Source organism: Aeromonas sp. FDAARGOS 1402 (assembly GCF_019046925.1).
Lineage (GTDB): Bacteria > Pseudomonadota > Gammaproteobacteria > Enterobacterales > Aeromonadaceae > Aeromonas > Aeromonas caviae.
This window is the reverse complement of sequence record NZ_CP077202.1, coordinates 1-15,262: the sequence shown is the minus strand read 5'-3', so window position 1 is coordinate 15,262 and position 15,262 is coordinate 1. Positions and strand designations below refer to the sequence as shown.

Annotated in this window: 14 protein-coding genes and 1 pseudogene; 2 read left to right on the top strand and 13 right to left on the bottom strand. The window is 54.3% G+C overall.

Annotation, left to right across the window (positions count from 1 at the left end; all coding sequences use genetic code 11):
* Positions 1-155 precede the first annotated feature (155 nt).
* From I6L32_RS21500 to I6L32_RS21465, 8 genes are all read right to left on the bottom strand, one after another.
* Entirely contained in the window at positions 156-869 is a 714-nt protein-coding gene (locus tag I6L32_RS21500; RefSeq protein WP_210538251.1) for a hypothetical protein, read from the bottom strand.
* A 6-nt stretch (positions 870-875) separates the two neighbouring features.
* The gene (locus I6L32_RS21495) at positions 876-1,784 is read right to left on the bottom strand and encodes a DNA replication terminus site-binding protein (protein WP_210538250.1); all 909 of its coding nucleotides are present in this window, start codon (positions 1,782-1,784) and stop codon (positions 876-878) included.
* A 496-nt stretch (positions 1,785-2,280) separates the two neighbouring features.
* On the bottom strand, positions 2,281-2,655 hold the full coding sequence (locus I6L32_RS21490; RefSeq protein WP_210538249.1) for a hypothetical protein: 375 nt from the start codon (positions 2,653-2,655) through the stop codon (positions 2,281-2,283).
* Positions 2,656-2,772: 117 nt separating this feature from the next.
* Positions 2,773-3,375: a hypothetical protein gene (locus tag I6L32_RS21485; protein ID WP_210538248.1), complete on the bottom strand. Its 603-nt coding sequence runs from the start codon at positions 3,373-3,375 to the stop codon at positions 2,773-2,775.
* 342 nt (positions 3,376-3,717) lie between these two features.
* Positions 3,718-4,608, bottom strand: a complete 891-nt coding sequence (locus tag I6L32_RS21480; RefSeq protein ID WP_210538247.1) for a hypothetical protein — start codon at positions 4,606-4,608, stop codon at positions 3,718-3,720.
* A 570-nt stretch (positions 4,609-5,178) separates the two neighbouring features.
* Entirely contained in the window at positions 5,179-6,036 is an 858-nt protein-coding gene (locus tag I6L32_RS21475; protein WP_210538246.1) for a hypothetical protein, read from the bottom strand.
* Between the two features lie 177 nt (positions 6,037-6,213).
* A complete protein-coding gene (locus tag I6L32_RS21470) occupies positions 6,214-7,110 on the bottom strand; it encodes a hypothetical protein (protein WP_246876657.1) in 897 nt (298 codons plus the stop codon).
* A 590-nt stretch (positions 7,111-7,700) separates the two neighbouring features.
* On the bottom strand, positions 7,701-8,576 hold the full coding sequence (locus I6L32_RS21465) for a hypothetical protein (RefSeq protein ID WP_210538245.1): 876 nt from the start codon (positions 8,574-8,576) through the stop codon (positions 7,701-7,703).
* A 301-nt stretch (positions 8,577-8,877) separates the two neighbouring features.
* Here I6L32_RS21465 and I6L32_RS21460 point away from each other — a divergent pair, with 301 nt between their 5' ends.
* Positions 8,878-9,663, top strand: coding sequence for a hypothetical protein (locus I6L32_RS21460; RefSeq protein ID WP_216945315.1), 786 nt, complete (start codon positions 8,878-8,880; stop codon positions 9,661-9,663).
* 161 nt (positions 9,664-9,824) lie between these two features.
* On the opposite strand, the gene I6L32_RS23560 is transcribed toward I6L32_RS21460, so the two are convergent.
* From I6L32_RS23560 to I6L32_RS21440, 5 genes and pseudogenes are all read right to left on the bottom strand, one after another.
* Entirely contained in the window at positions 9,825-10,610 is a 786-nt protein-coding gene (locus tag I6L32_RS23560) for a hypothetical protein (RefSeq protein ID WP_302056400.1), read from the bottom strand.
* Positions 10,611-10,786: 176 nt separating this feature from the next.
* On the bottom strand, positions 10,787-11,500 hold the full coding sequence (locus tag I6L32_RS23245; RefSeq protein ID WP_234922909.1) for a methyl-accepting chemotaxis protein: 714 nt from the start codon (positions 11,498-11,500) through the stop codon (positions 10,787-10,789).
* Between the two features lie 77 nt (positions 11,501-11,577).
* The gene (locus tag I6L32_RS23240) at positions 11,578-11,817 is read right to left on the bottom strand and encodes a HAMP domain-containing protein (protein ID WP_254203911.1); all 240 of its coding nucleotides are present in this window, start codon (positions 11,815-11,817) and stop codon (positions 11,578-11,580) included.
* Between the two features lie 385 nt (positions 11,818-12,202).
* Positions 12,203-13,182, bottom strand: a protein-coding gene (locus tag I6L32_RS21445; protein ID WP_026141915.1) for an IS5-like element IS5 family transposase whose coding sequence is annotated in 2 segments (ribosomal slippage) — positions 12,203-12,447 and positions 12,447-13,182 — 981 coding nt in all. Because the reading frame shifts where the segments join, the coding sequence is not laid out codon by codon here.
* A 275-nt stretch (positions 13,183-13,457) separates the two neighbouring features.
* Positions 13,458-14,488: pseudogene (locus I6L32_RS21440) on the bottom strand (IS630-like element ISAhy2 family transposase).
* A gap of 80 nt (positions 14,489-14,568) precedes the next feature.
* On the opposite strand from I6L32_RS21440, the gene I6L32_RS21435 reads away from it, so the two are divergent.
* Entirely contained in the window at positions 14,569-15,081 is a 513-nt protein-coding gene (locus I6L32_RS21435) for a transposase (protein WP_254203908.1), read from the top strand.
* The last annotated feature ends 181 nt before the right edge of the window (positions 15,082-15,262 follow it).

Genomic DNA, 15,262 nt, shown 5'->3' with positions numbered 1-15,262 from the left:
AAACATGACAGTCTGAGAACGACAAAACGCAGCCAAGGCTGCGTTTTGTGATTGAGGTGACTCCGATGCATTTCTGCGTGTGCTATGCGGATAAACCGAAGGAGAATGAGCACTTTGGCTAAGTTAGCCTATATGCGGTCGCCATGCAACGACAGTTATTTATTGCCCATGATGTTTGTAACCAATTTCTTGATCATCCCGGGTTCTTGTTTCCCCTCCAGGGGCAGGGGATGGCTCTGTTCACTGTTTGGTAAATGTCGGCGGGAACGTTCTTGCCTATCACGCTCGGCCCGATCCAACGCGACGCGATAAGTGATACTACCGCGCATAAAGCCAATCAAGGCGTTGAAGCTGAGGCAAAATGCCTGGCACAGTCTGCGGCTTGTTTCATGCTTGTCTTTGGGTGAGCGATTATGCGTCAGCAGTTCCATAAACTGCAGGTCACGGTCGCTGGGCCCGTCTGGAATAATGATGCCTGTTGGAGGGGTGATGTCGAATACTTCCAGGATCGCTTGCTCTGGAGAGTAACCCATATCGAAGACAAACTGGCGCAGCCTAGTGATGTGCTGCCGTGCTCGTTCTGCCCGCCGGTCGGCTTCAATCATCTCTAGTTTGGTGGCACTCATACCTGGGGTACATAAGGTTGTTGCGTTGATTGGCTTGATGTTGACCGCCAGATACCCTTTTTGTATGGCTCGTGCGCTGAACTCTACGATCATGCCGACTTCGGGGGGGGTCTCCCCCAGCCAGTTTTGAGGGGTAATGAAGTAATCGACGCCGGAGATGTCTGCGATGGTGCCGATGGGACCTGTATCATTGATCACTGTACCAACGACAAAGCCTCGTAGAGGGCCAAATGCGATGCTCATGATTTTCTACTGCTCCTGGTAAAGCCAGAGGCGCGAGATAAGCGGCTCATTGGCGGTTGTTTTTGCTTGCCGCGGAGGGCGTTTTTGGGTGATGTCGTAGTTCTTTAGAAGACCGATCTTCACTTTCTGAGCTCCGAGAATGAGAACCGGGGTCGATGCTACTTGCATACGACGACTGTTTCCTTCCACCAACCAGGCTTGTGGGTGGACTGGATTGGGGCGCCGGATGACAAGGCGAGCATCATCGGAGAGGGCGGATAGCAGCACAATTTCATCCTCTAGCTGTGCGACCCAACCAGCTGGATCGAGTACATGGCGCGGGGGTGAGTCCTGTGATGCTCTGAGCGTACCGATGATCTGTTGTTTGGTCATTCTCTGCATGGTGTTTTTATGAGCCCAACAGAACGAAATTGACCGGGCCGTGTCGCCGGCGATTGTGATTTGTCGGTAAAACTGCAAAGTGATCAACCCCTCGAACATGCCTTTGCTATGCAGGAACTCCCACCGGGTATTGGGTCCCCCGAGTATCGGACCTGAGTTTGTCACCAAGTCTCGGAAGGTTTTTCGGTCTGCATTTATGGCCTCAATTATACCGAACAGCTCCTCGCTGTGCCTGGAGTGAATCTGAATTGCTCCCGGCAAGCGGTACACTAGGCGAGTGTTTTCACCAGCGTCAGCGTAGAGATGGCCCCAGGCATGGTGAGCAGCATACAGAGCCTCAAGACCGTGAGCGGGAGTCACCGTAATAGAGGGAGTGTCGTGGCGGGTATCCTGCCTCGGATCGTGCGGGGGGAGGGCAAAGGTGCTGCCTTGGATGAGCTCGCTATCGTCTATAAAGTCTCGCAGCATGGCCAACAGCTGGTGTTGACGCCGCTCCAGAACGCGGAGCTGTGCAGCCAGTTCGTGTTTATTCATGAGGCATTCCATCGAGGGTTTCAAGCTGGTGTTATTATGACCAGTAGAGGGCACTTTCTCAACCAACATTCCTAGTGACTATTTTCAACCAGAGCACAGCCCTTCGGGCTGTGAGCTCCCCCTGGGCTATTTTGTTCTATACCTGCCCCCGAGTGCCAGGTTAGACCTCGAACCGACACTTCTGCTGTGCCGCGTTCGCGCGAAGAGAAAGGGGGAGAAAATGAAGAGAAAGAGAGAAAAATGAGATCCTAATTTAGTTCTCGGGCTACACGAAATGAACACCGGTTCAGCAGGTTGGTGTCTTGTAGCATTTAAGGATATAGGAATGTTGGTTGAGATTTCTGTTTTGGCCACATCCTTCGTCCGGCTCTACTCTGCAAGTCCCACCACCCTATGGCACCACCTAGTGGTTATCACTGCCTACTCACGACATAAAAAAGCCCCGCAATGCGGGGCTCTCTCTTGGATATCAGTCTATCACTGCATCCAATGTTGATCAGGCCTCAATGAGAGGTAAACCTTTTACTCTGAGCCAGTTCAGTACCGCCTTACGCAGATTCTGATCTGACTCTATATTCAGTACAGACTCGAGAATAACTTGAGCCAAGCAATCTCCATCATTGTTATTCGCATGATCGTAGTCGAAGATGCATCCAAGACGGGTGTAATCAACTAGCTCAACAAGCCAGGCTGAGGTTTTGCCACAGGCAGTGACCAAGGCATCCATTATATCGCTTGCCCCCCCTGTCGTGATTGAGAGGTCGCGTAAGTGCAATTGCCAAGTGTTAACAAGCAGGTAACCCATGGTGCTATCGAACATCGGTTTGGTAGCCATTGTGTTAGTAGCTGTTTCTTGCAATGAGTTGTGCATTTGTATTCCAAAAGCCCAGAGGGCTGGTTAAGCCTTCAAAACGAATGTTGAGGCGAAAGGCCGTTGGCCTAGTTGATGAAATAGAGGTATAGCCGCCCAAAAAATCAGACTGACGACCTATTCGTTATGGAAAAGAACATATCCTGCTCCGATTTTGCTGGCATCTCTGAACACCGGCCACAATCGTTCTGGGATTACTCCTTCATCGAGGGCGTCGTAGTTCGCCATATTAAAAAGAAACTCATAAGTTGGGTTGTCATGGTGATGGTTGCCCTTATGAGAGAAGGAGGCGTGCTCACGCACCCAATCCCACTCCGGGACGTCATATGCGCAGTCATAATCTCCGACGGTTTCAGGCATGCTGATTTCCAGCACGTGACAGATACGGCCGGCAGTGACTGCCGGTATCCGAAATTTTCCGTCTCTGAGAGCAATGACCTCGATTACTGCGTTCCGCATTAACGACGCGATACTCTCAACGACCCTTAGAAGCTCTGGAAGAGCGAGGTTTTCATAGGTTTCGCTAGGCACATAGCTACATAGGGAATCGCCTGATTTGACAGAATTCAGAAGATCTTGGTACGCAGAAAGCCACTGTTGTTTATCAATATGTGGGAATACTTGAGCCATCGCATGAGCGAAAAGCACATCATCGATTGCTTGGTTCATAAATTGGACCTCGTTGAAATTGGGCTTTACGCCCGGGTTGATGTTGGTCACGAGTGGCACATTGCGGACCGAGTGCCATAAGACAGCCTTGGGCTGTTTCTGCATGTGCGCTGACGCCGGAGAAATTCCGGTGAACGGACATGCAGAATCAGCCAACTAGGGCTTGGGTGATATATGACAGGTGGGGTACCTGCAGAATGCAGGGAGAGTTGAAGTTGGTGCCTGGCCGGGCGGCCTGTCCCCACGTGGGCACCGAGGACAACTGCAGGATACCGAATATCATGAACAGGAGCAACAGCATCAACATCAACTTAGGTTGCCCTAAGCGAGGCAAAGCAGCAATGTATGGGGGGGCACTGCCCCCCTACAAATGTGCAGAGTTTCCTGATCGAATTAGCCACCCCTCAAGGTTGCCATCCAACTCTGTGCCTGCGCCGTCAGTATCCCTCCGCCGGCGCTCTCCAGGAGCGTCCGCAAACTGCCGACCACGGCGCCGATCACTGGCCATTTGGGGTTAGGGGAGGCGGCCTGGGCCTTGAGGGTGTCCAGATCGGCCTGCAGCTCTGCACACGCCTCTCCCTGCAGCTGCCCTTGCGCGATCACCTGCTGCAGCCACGGCAACAAAGCCGCCAGCGCCTCGGTCTTCTGCTCGCCTGTCACCGTCTGTTTTTGTTGGCCGCCGGGCGAGCCCAACATCATTTGACCTCCGATGACATCCCCCCCAATGAAAATATTGGTCACCGATTCCGCCTGCTTCTGCTCCTGGGTTGTAAAGCTCATCCCTTCACCCTGGATCCCCAACTCATCCAGATCGAGTGCCCATTCAAGGACCTTAGTACGCACCGCGCCGATCAAACGCTGGACCTGGTTTGCTCCAAATCGAACTTGTGGTGCGATTGGCATTTTATAGAGAGCCGCTACCATCTTCGATTGAGACGGGTCCATGGGCAACACTACGTATTCTGTCCCTGAAGCCAATGGTTCCACTCCATCGATGGGGTAATAGAAGGGACATGTTGTCATCACCTCGTGAAGCTCTGCATTCATGACCGGTAGCAGTACAAGACCTTTCCCCGGGTTAATGGCGTAGAGTTGCCCCGTCAAAATCCGGTACGGAGGGATAACAGCCGACTCTGGGTAGCCATCAAGTTCGTTTTTGATCCAGCTAATCCAGTCAGGCTGCTTGAGCTTACGTGCGGCCACCAGTGCGTTTCGCAGTAGATCGGTTGTCTTGACTTCGGGATTACTGGCCATGGTGATTAGTTGAGGGATAAGGGCGGGCATCAATGCGTTCCTGGGCGATATTGGGTCCTCATTATACCCGGGTTCGGTCGTGCGGGTTGTAGTGCTACAAGCGGAGAGGATCCGCTCCGAGTCAAAAAAAAGGGAGGCCGAAGCCTCCCTCCAAAAAGTCACTTTTTGAACCAGTTTCACTGGCCTACGTGTAGGTGAAAGTGAAGAGAAATCTTCACTTGATACACGCAGATCAGCATCAAACCGCTAGCGATAATCATGCTTGATAGCATATAGATCTCCATATCAAATCAGGCGAATCCGTTCACCTGTGGGTTATTGGCCTCTTGGCTAGCCATAAAGACTCGCTCTTGTGCCCGTGTTGACATTATACGCCATGCCCCCCAACATTTTTCATAAATTACAGATAAATCATGCAGATAAAATATAATTCTCACGCTGGTATCACATCACTCGCCCCCCAATACTTGACCAGCCCTGTTTATCTACGAAGTATTCCCCGCGCCCACAATATGGGCGGCACCAGTTGATCTGGCTTGTATCTCGCAACGCCACCCGCCGCACGAAGAAAACGTGGCCTGCTGCCTCTGCCGGACTTGCTCAGTGGCCGTTAAGGGTTGCCAGCCACTTCAGCACCAGTTCGCTCAGAACTCCGCCGCCGGCGCCTTCCAGAATCGCCACAACAGTGCTGGCCACCGCAGCGATCACCGGCCATTTCCACTTGGGGGCGGCGGTCTGGGCCTTAGTAGTATCCAGCTCGCTCTGAAGCACATTGCCGTTTGCCAGCTGCAGTGGCATCTCCTGCGCCACCCCAGGCTGGTCCGTAGCCTGCTGCTCGCCGGTGATGGTTTGCTGTTGCTGGCCCCCGGGCGAGCTCACCATCAGTTGACCACCGTTGAACCCGCCCTCGATGCGAATGGTAACCGGCGCCAGCGGCTGGGGTGAGGAGGGCATTTCATCCCCCTCGATCCCGGCCTCAACCAGGTCGAGCGCCCAGGTCAACAGTTGGTCCCGGACCGCATCAACAAGTGCGCGGATCTGATTGCCGCCAACCACCCGTACTGGCTCCATTGAGATATTCAGGTCTTGCATCAGCATGGCCATCATCTCCGGCGGGAGAACCATGCTCACATTTTTCCCGGGAATAGCCACGTCCTCCAACCCGCTGATGGGCTGACCAATGCTGCATGTCGAGACAACTTCTGCGAATTCAGGGTGGTTGATGATGATTGGGATCAGCCCTCGAAAGGGATTCCGAGCTTTCAACTCACAACGTATGACACGATAGGAGGGCAGCTTGGCATCATCCGGATAGCCCCGCAGCTCATGGTCGATCCAGGTAGCCCACTCAGCCTGTTTTAGCATACGGGCGACCACCTTGGCCTTGCGGAGCAGATCGGTGGTCTTAACTGCCGGATCACCGACCAGGGCAATCAGGTCAGATAGCGAGGTGGACATCGAGGTGCTCCTGGGCGACGAGGGAGGCCCAGTGTACCCGATCTGGCCCGGTTAGTTGCAACGCTGCAAGCGGGTCGGATCCAGCCGGTCCGCTCTGACTGGATTTCAGTTTGGCTTTGGCCGTTGGCCCAGAAAACAAAGCGGGGCTGCAGCCCCGCCCATGCCCTCCGATATCGATCAGCTGCCGCTCAAGGTGGCCAGCCACCCCAGTGCCTGCGCAGCCAGCACCCCGCCGCCAGCCCCTTCCAAGATCCCCCGCACACTGTTGGTCAGCGTCCCAATCACCGGCCAGCTCTGCGTAGAGGCATTGGCCAGCGCCTGTAGGGCAGTCAGGTTGGCCTGCAGCTCGGCCTGCACCGGTGGCGAGAGTTTCCCCTCGTCTATCACCTGCTGCAGCCACGGCAACAAGGCAGCCAGCGCCTCGGTTTTATGCTCGCCGGTCACCGTCTGCTGTTGCTGGCCCCAAGGCGAGTTCAGCTGGACTTGTACACCGGTGGCATTCCCCCCAATGTGAATGCTCATCGAGGGCACCTGCTGCGCCTGTTGCTGCTCCTGGGCGGTGAATGTCATCCCTTCCCCCTGGATCCCAGCCGCCTCCAAGGCTAACGCCCAGTTCAACACCCGGTTCTTTATCGCATCGAGGCAGCCGGCAAGTTGGCCATGAGTCAGTGCAATCACCGGCTCCAAGTTAGTGCTCAGTATCTGCTGGATATGCAGTACCTCATCAGGCGGCCGCCGAAAACGCACAGACGCGCCGGCGGCCATCAATGTTTCGAGCTCCCGCAGCGGGTTGTTCAAGGGGGTAATCGACAGGCGTTCTGCTACCCCTCCATCCTCGACCAGCAAGGGAGTGGTGTCCCCGCCTGGGTGGATGGCATACAAGACGCCACGGGGGCGCCGGTAGGCCGGCAGCTCATCAAAGGTGTCGTAGCCATCGAGCTCGTGCTGTAGCCAAGCGGCCGCCTCGGTCTGCTGCAGTCGGCTGGCGGCCACCAGGGCGCGGCGCACCAGATCAGAGGTGGCCCCCCCCGGATCGCTGGCCAGGGTAATCAGTTCGGGGATGAGGGCGGGCATAGAGTGCTCCTGGGCGACGATAGAGTCTCTAGTTTAGCCGCCCTGCAAGCGGTGAGGATCCCGCTTGCCCTCGCTGGCTGGTTTGAGGGCGGGCTTTGGCCGCTGACCAAGAAAACTAAGCCCCGCAAACGCGGGGCTTGGTCATTCAATAACGGATCACATAACCCGTTTAAAGTAAGGTATATGATCGGCGCTCCAGATCTGCACTGGACGGTCAGGGATATTCACCCTTAACGATTTGCCTCGTACTCGGCTTTCCTTTTCCAACATGATTTGGCGGCTGACTCTGTGCAGCCTGTGCCGGTGATCCAGTGTCCTCTGAACAGACCGACCACTTTCACTGAAGATCCTTTGCCTTGCAGCGACACGGCAACCACTTCACCGTCTATCGCGATCCAGTCCTGCTTTGATACGAACATACAAACCTCGCTATCACGTGATGTTCAACTCACCGAAATGCTACGATCACGACGCAGAACAGATGCCATCATTTCAGCAGCGCGGCAGCTTCCATTTTCCCAGGCACTTTGGCCGTTGGCCCAGAAAACAAAGCGGGGCCGCAGCCCCGTTCATACCCCGACCGATAGCGATCAGCCGCCGCTCAAGCTGGCCAGCCACTTCAGCACCAGCTCGCTCAGCACCCCGCCGCCGGCGCCTTGCAGCACGGCCAGCACGCTACTACCGGCCAGCACGACGATCAGCGGCCATTTCCGTTTGGCGGTGGCGGCCTGGGGCTTGAGGGTGTCCTGCTCGTTCTGCCGCGTGTCGCGGTCTGCCGGCTGCAGTGGTGCATCCGCGTTCCCCTGCGCCAACCCGGACGGGCAAGCGGCCTTCTGCTCGCCGGTGACGGTTTGCTGTTGCTGGCCTCCCGGCGAGCTCACCATGACTTGGCCACCGTGGACTCCGCCCTCGATGTGAACGGTCACCGGTACCAACGGCTGGGGTAGGGAGGGCATCTCGTCCCCCTCGATCCCGGCCTTGGTCAGCTCGAGTGCCCAGTCCAACACCTTGTCACGGACTTGAACTACGACGGCATGCAGTTGTGATGCGTCCAGTTGATGCACGACCTGGTACTGATCGCGGGCTTTCGCTGACAAGCCATCGTAAACGCGATGCCCAGAGGGGAGTTGCACATAGAGGGAGCCTTGTGACCCCAGAACCTCCAACTTGCTGATCGAATCAAAACAGAGGTGAGCCTGAGCGGGAATCTCACCGTCAGCTTGGAACGTAAACAGATCAGTCAATTTGCCTGTCTGGACATCCCGCAGGTACACCGGGGCACGGATAAAACGGTATAGAGGAAGAGGATCTGACTCACGGTAGCCCCGCAGCTCCAGGTCGATCCAGGCTAACTGGTCGGATAGCTGGCACCGGTGGGCGATCACCTTGGCCTTGCGCAGCAGATCGGCGGTCTTGACGGCTGGATCGCTGGCCTGGGCGATGAGTTCAGGGAGTAGGGCAGGCATCGAGGCGCTCCTAGGCGACAAAAGAGCCCCAGTGTACCCGATTTGGCCTGCTCGCTTGCAGCGCTGCAAGCGGGGCGGACCCCGCTCGCCCTCGCTGACCCGATTGGGGGCGGGCTTTGGCCACTGACCAATAGTGCAAAACGGGTCGGAGAGCAGGTCAGCGCGTCAAGCTGGCTATGCAACTGATCATAGTAGCTGGCAGGCTGGTATCTATTTCTTCTGATTGTTTTTTCTTATAGATACCGACATGGCTCCTGCCATAAGTACCATAGGCATGGACTCAATGAAGGAGACTTGCCCAATGACCAAGAGAAGAATCGATGCCGTCGAAGTGTGCGAAGGTATTCTCAGAAAGGAGATAGAAAACAACGAGAAGAACAACATATGGCCTTCCATCAACGCCACGGTCAGGGTACTGCTCCGGCAAAGCCGGACCATGGCCCCCGTTTATGAAGAACTCTGCGAGCTGCTCCCCCTAGAACGGTACGTGACGAGTTTTTTGGATGCGCTGATCAGCACATTCACCTTCTGGGATGAAGATGACATGCGCAAGGCTAGGGAAGAACGTGGCAGGCTCATCCAAATCAACGAGGACATAGCGGATCTCGCAACTCGCTTGGGTGATTTGCTGAGGGAGAGAGAGGACATCTGTAATCGAGCGGGATTTGGGTGTGAAAGAGAAACCGGTCTGGCGGCGCTATTTGATCGTGCGGGTGAGCACAACCCGCTCTATACCCTGTACCCCCAGGATGAATTTATACGCCTTACGCACAGATACGAGCACAAGTATTGGCCGAGTATCGAAGACCTGCTCAGTGAGCTCGCAAGCGATGCGGAACAATCGGAGGTGTATGCCCACGATGCGGAAACGGAGGCTGGCACCTCATCTAGAAAGCCATCACAGTACGACGTCCTTCGCGCGTTCCAAGCAAAACTCGATGACTACGCACTCGGCGGCGAACTTCCAGCCAAACGCAGACTGTCTGACAGGCGCCAGGGCATCCAGCCGGAACGGGAGCTCAGAGCTCGTTGCCAGACTGCCTGGGTCGACAGCCGAATTCATCAAGTAGCGTTCGACAGAAGGTGAGCGAGCGAGAGCCAATAGCACGGCTCGATGGAGGTCGCGTTCGCGTGGGGGGTGAGCCGTGTTCACCCAGCAGAAAACCGCAAATGCCGGGGCGGCCGCCCACCCCCCGGATATCGCTCAGTTGCCGCTCAAGGCGGCCAGCCTGCCCAACACTGTTTCCGTCAGTACCCCGCTGCCGGCCCTTCCAGGATCGCCCGCACACTGTTGGCCACGGCGCCGATCACCGGCCACTTGGGCTTAGGGGAGGCGGCCTGGGCCTTGAGGGTATCCAGCTCGGCCTGCAGCTCCGCACACGCTTCTCCCTGCAGTTGCCCTTGCGCGATCACCTGTTGTAGCCACGGCAACAAGGCCGCCAGGGCAGCTTCCTTCTGTTCACTGGTCACAGTCTGCTGTTGCTGACCGCCGGGCGAGTTTTGCATCACCTGAAGACCATGAGCATCTCCATTGATGTGAATGTGGGTCACCGGCGCCACCTGCTGGGCTTGCTGCCGCTCTTGGGAAGTGAAGCTCATACCTTCCCCCAAGATCCCCTCCTTTTCAAGCTGCAGTGCCCAATTCAAGACCTGATTTCTGACCGCCCCCAAGATCCGGTTCATGCTGGCCAACGTGAACCGACGAAGAGGGGTACAGTTCGTATCACATGCCGCCCGCAAAGCATCAGCTTCGCGCGGGGAAAATTGCATATGAATATCGTCAGATTCAGCGCACCACCCCTCAATCTCGTCAACAGGCGTGTCAAAGTGGCAGAGTTGCCATCGAAATGCAGCCTCTGCAGACGGAAAGACCACCCCCTTCAGCCCATGGTGCCCATCGATCAGGACTTCTCCTTGCACATGCCGATAGACTGGGATGGCATCATCCGGCCCGTATCCATTGAGCTCGTGTCCAAGCCAGGTAACCCACTCGGGCAACTGCAGGCGGTGGGCCGCCACTAGGGGGAACCGCAGAATTCGGAAAAAATCGTACGCTAAGCTAACGGTGTTCTCGTGACAGCTCTTTGACTAGGCTTTCTAAGGCCATTCTGATAGCCCTGACTTCCTGAAAAGCCATGGCTAAAATTTGTGCGGCTAAAAGGGATAACCGATGGTAAAGTAAGTTATCCCTGTCGAGATACTGAAAAGCGTTATCCTCGTTTTTCCCAAAACTGTTTTGCCAGTTCGCTCAGAGCGCTAGTTAACTGAGCGACAGATTTCGCACTTTGCAAATTATTCTGCCCGGTCTGTACATTGGTATCAGCAGCATCGCGTATATTGATAATACTGCGGTTTATGTCTTCACTTACTGCTCCCTGCTGCTCGACCGCAGTCGCTATTTGCGCGTTCATGTCGGTAATTTCGTTAACGCGTTGGCCAATTCCATCAAGAGCTGTAGCTGCTTCCTCTGCGTGAGCTACACTCGTGTGCGCTTGCCGACTACTTTGCTCCATGACTGTAACAGCGGATTGCGCTCGCTCTTGTAGAGCGCTGATCATGCTTTGAATATCCGTTGTCGATTGCTGTGTGCGAGCAGCAAGACTGCGAACCTCATCGGCGACAACAGCAAAACCACGCCCCTGCTCACCAGCACGCGCGGCCTCAATTGCTGCGTTGAGTGCCAACAAATTCGTTTGCTCGGCGATCCCTCGTATAACGTCAAGAACTTTTGATATCTCGTTACTTTGACCTTCAAGCTCATGAATAACCTGAGCGGCTTGCCTAATTTCACCTTCAAGGGCAGTGATTGACTGGCTTGTGTGGGCTACCAGACGCTGGCCAGATGCCGTCTCAGTGTCTGCTCTTCCGGCCGCATCTGCAGCATGCTGTGCATTGCTCGCAACCTCTTGAATGCTTGCCACCATTTGGTTTACTGCCGTTGCTATTTGATCTGTCTCTGCCTGCTGCTCAACTGTAAGTACATTGCTTGACTCAATATCCTTTAGTAGGCCTCGGTGTGTTCGCTAAGCCGATTTGATGCATCACCTATGCGACCTACTATGGCGCCTGTTTCAGCTTGCATCATTCGTAAAGCAAACTCTATTTGGCCAAACTCATCGGTGCGCCCAGTGTAGAGGGATTGACTTAATGGGTTATTGGAAATATTCCTGGCTCTTTCAACCAGTCTTCCAAGAGGAGAGAGAATAGCCAAAACACTAACAGAGCTTAAGCTTCCTGACATTAAAGTGGCTAACAATAAGCTGCTTATTGATGTATCAGTAAGCATGCCGGCAGCCATTGCGCTTGATATAATACTACCCCATATGAGCAAGAGTATTTTCACGGAAAAGCTAGCAGCCAATTTCGGCCTCGCGGCCTTCCCGCTTCTCAATTGAGCATATAATTTTTCCGCAGCCAAAACCTGCTCAGGTTCAGGCTTGGTCCTTACAGACTGGTATTCAACAATCGAACCATTCTTAGGGAAGGTGCGAATAAGCGGGGAAATTCTTCTCGGCTGACTCAGTCATTTCATTTCTTCATGTTTGAGCCGATTTTTTCTCCCGTAAATGCCTTGAATCAGCCTATTTAGACCGTTTCTTCGCCATTTAAGGCGTTATCCCCAGTTTTTAGTGAGATCTCTCCCACTGACGTATCATTTGGTCCGCCCGAAACAGGTTGGCCAGCGTGAATAACATCGCCAGTTGGTTATCGTTTTTCAGCAACCCCTTGTATCTGGCTTTTACGAAGCCGAACTGTCGCTTGATGATGCGAAATGGGTGCTCCACCTTGGCCCGGATGCTGGCTTTCATGTATTCGATGTTGATGGCCGTTTTGTTCTTGCGTGGATGCTGTTTCAAGGTTCTTACCTTGCCGGGCGCTCGGCGATCAGCCAGTCCACATCCACCTCGGCCAGCTCCTCGCGCTGTGGCGCCCCTTGGTAGCCGGCATCGGCTGAGACAAATTGCTCCTCTCCATGCAGCAGATTACCCAGCTGATTGAGGTCATGCTCGTTGGCCGCGGTGGTGACTAGGCTGTGGGTCAGGCCACTCTTGGCATCGACACCAATGTGGGCCTTCATGCCAAAGTGCCACTGATTGCCTTTCTTGGTCTGATGCATCTGCGGATCGCGTTGCTGCTCTTTGTTCTTGGTCGAGCTGGGAGCCTCAATGATGGTGGCATCGACCAAGGTGCCTTGAGTCATCATGACGCCTGCTTCGGCCAGCCAGCGATTGATGGTCTTGAACAATTGGCGGGCCAGTTGATGCTGCTCCAGCAGGTGGCGGAAATTCATGATGGTGGTGCGGTCCGGCAAGGCGCTATCCAGGGATAACCGGGCAAACAGACGCATGGAGGCGATTTCGTACAGAGCATCTTCCATCGCGCCATCGCTCAGGTTGTACCAATGCTGCATGCAGTGAATGCGTAACATGGTTTCCAGCGGATAAGGTCGCCGGCCATTACCAGCCTTGGGGTAAAACGGCTCGATGACTTCCACCATGTTTTGCCATGGCAGAATCTGCTCCATGCGGGACAAGAAAATCTCTTTTCTGGTCTGACGGCGCTTACTGCTGAATTCACTGTCGGCGAAGGTAAGTTGATGACTCATGATGAACCCTGTTCCATGGCTCCAGATGACAAACATGATCTCATATCAGGGACTTGTTCGCACCTTCCCTAATAGATCAAGCCCGAGTGAACATGCTCAGAGACTGGAAGCATTCCGGCTTTAGCATCGAGAGCGAAACCAGACTATTCAACAAGGCCGATCGAGAAGCCCTCGGCCAGTATGTCGTTCGCGGCGCTACCTGTGCAGAAAAAATTCAGTATGATCCAGCTTCCGACACGATAATCTGGACAGCTAAATAACTGATCCCAATAGTGCTACACCTTCGCTGTGCCATAGCCATTCCCCGGGAAAGAGACACGGTATCCATGAAGTGTTTCACTCGGGCCAGCAGGTTTGCCATCCCTATGCATTGATGATTGCGCGTGATGGTTTCATGTAACTTGTGCCATAGCCGTTCTATGTGATTAACCCAAGGGCTGTAAACTGGCTGGAACACCAGGCAGAACTTGGGATTCTTCTTCAACCATCGCTCGGTCTGTTTGCTTTTGTGAATGATGTAGTTATCGAGGATCAACGTGATGGTTTTGGCTCGTCGGTAGTGGTGGCGCAGCTTTTCCAGCATGGCAATAAACAGCGATGAGTTTTTCTTGATCCCGCTGACGTAAAGTACCCTTCCGTTGCCTGCGTGGAGAACGCCTGCCAGATAATGCTTGGCATTCTGCCCCGGTGTGACAACCCGCTTTTGCTGCGCTCTGAACATCCAGTCGGCTCCTAATTTGGGATTGAGGTCTATATCGACTTCATCCTCATAAAACACCGGATTATCGGCATCACAGCGGGCCAGCGCGGCGTCGATATTCGCCATTTTTTCCTGATAGGCTGGGTCTTTTATCCGCAAGGTCGGCACGGGCCTGCGCCAGACAATGCCCATACGAGGTAACCATCGGCGGAGCGTGGAGGCTGCCACATTGAGCCCTGTTAACCGATTGATTTTTATAGCCAATAGTTCGGTACACCAACGGCTGCGCTGATAACCAAAATCTTGCGGAGAAAACTGCATGAGCAGCACCAGTAAGGTGACAATCTTGGCGATAGGTAAGACTGGGGCACGGCCAGCCGGTAAGGCTTCTAGCGCATCTATGCCTTCATCTCGATACCACCGAAGCCAACGACCGATGGTCGAGCGCGCAGCGCCGGTAAGGTGATGAACATCGGTGATCGTGCGTCCTTCATGTAACAGCAAGATGGCCATCAAGCGACGAGCATGTCCTTTATCACGGGTGGCATGGATGATTTTGTGAATGCGGCGCCGTTGTGGTCGTGGCAGAGGTGGTAGGATAGGCATCAACTCAGTCCTTTGGGTGTGGCTTGTTTTGTTTAGCGACTAATCAGATCGCACAAACTGGACTGAGTTCCCTTCCTCCGGTGATCTACTATTCGGAACAGCTATTTAGCCCAAAGGGATTCTACAAAGGAAAAACAGAGACCTTCAAAGGCTTTGAATTCGTCGACCAGCTTGTGGCCCATTTACCACCAAGGCGGGTTCAATTGCTTCGTCGCTATGGCGTATATGCGGGCAAAGTCCGCAAGCAGTGGCAAGAGCGCCCCAATATTTATAGCCTGGCCCCAGAAAGTTGGCAAAAAGGTCATCCACGCGAATCCAAAATTGTTCCAGCCATACCTCAGGAGAAACCGGAAACTGTCCAAGTTTCCGATGCCTGGTCCAAGTTGCGCAAACAAAGTTGGGCACGGTTGTTACAGAAAGTCTATGAAGTTGACCCGTTTGTTTGCCCAAAATGCCAGGGAACAATGTCGGTTGTGGCGATAATCGAGGATCCCAAGGAGCTTGCCAAGATTATTAACTGGGCAAAGCAGCAGGAACGGGAGCAGCCAGTGGCCGTCTGTGCTCGTTCACCTCCTGAGCTTGCTTTGGTGTAGGTATAATACCCAAAAACGAAGTTTATGCGGAACAGGATAACACCTCGAAATCGGAGTTTATATGGCTTCGTGGGGAGTTATGTGTTTGAGCTTTGTCGCATTAACGCGAATCAGGGGTTGACGGCAGAAATAGACTGGAATTACACTTCTTGGAGTCGGCGTTGCCGGAAAATTCTGATTG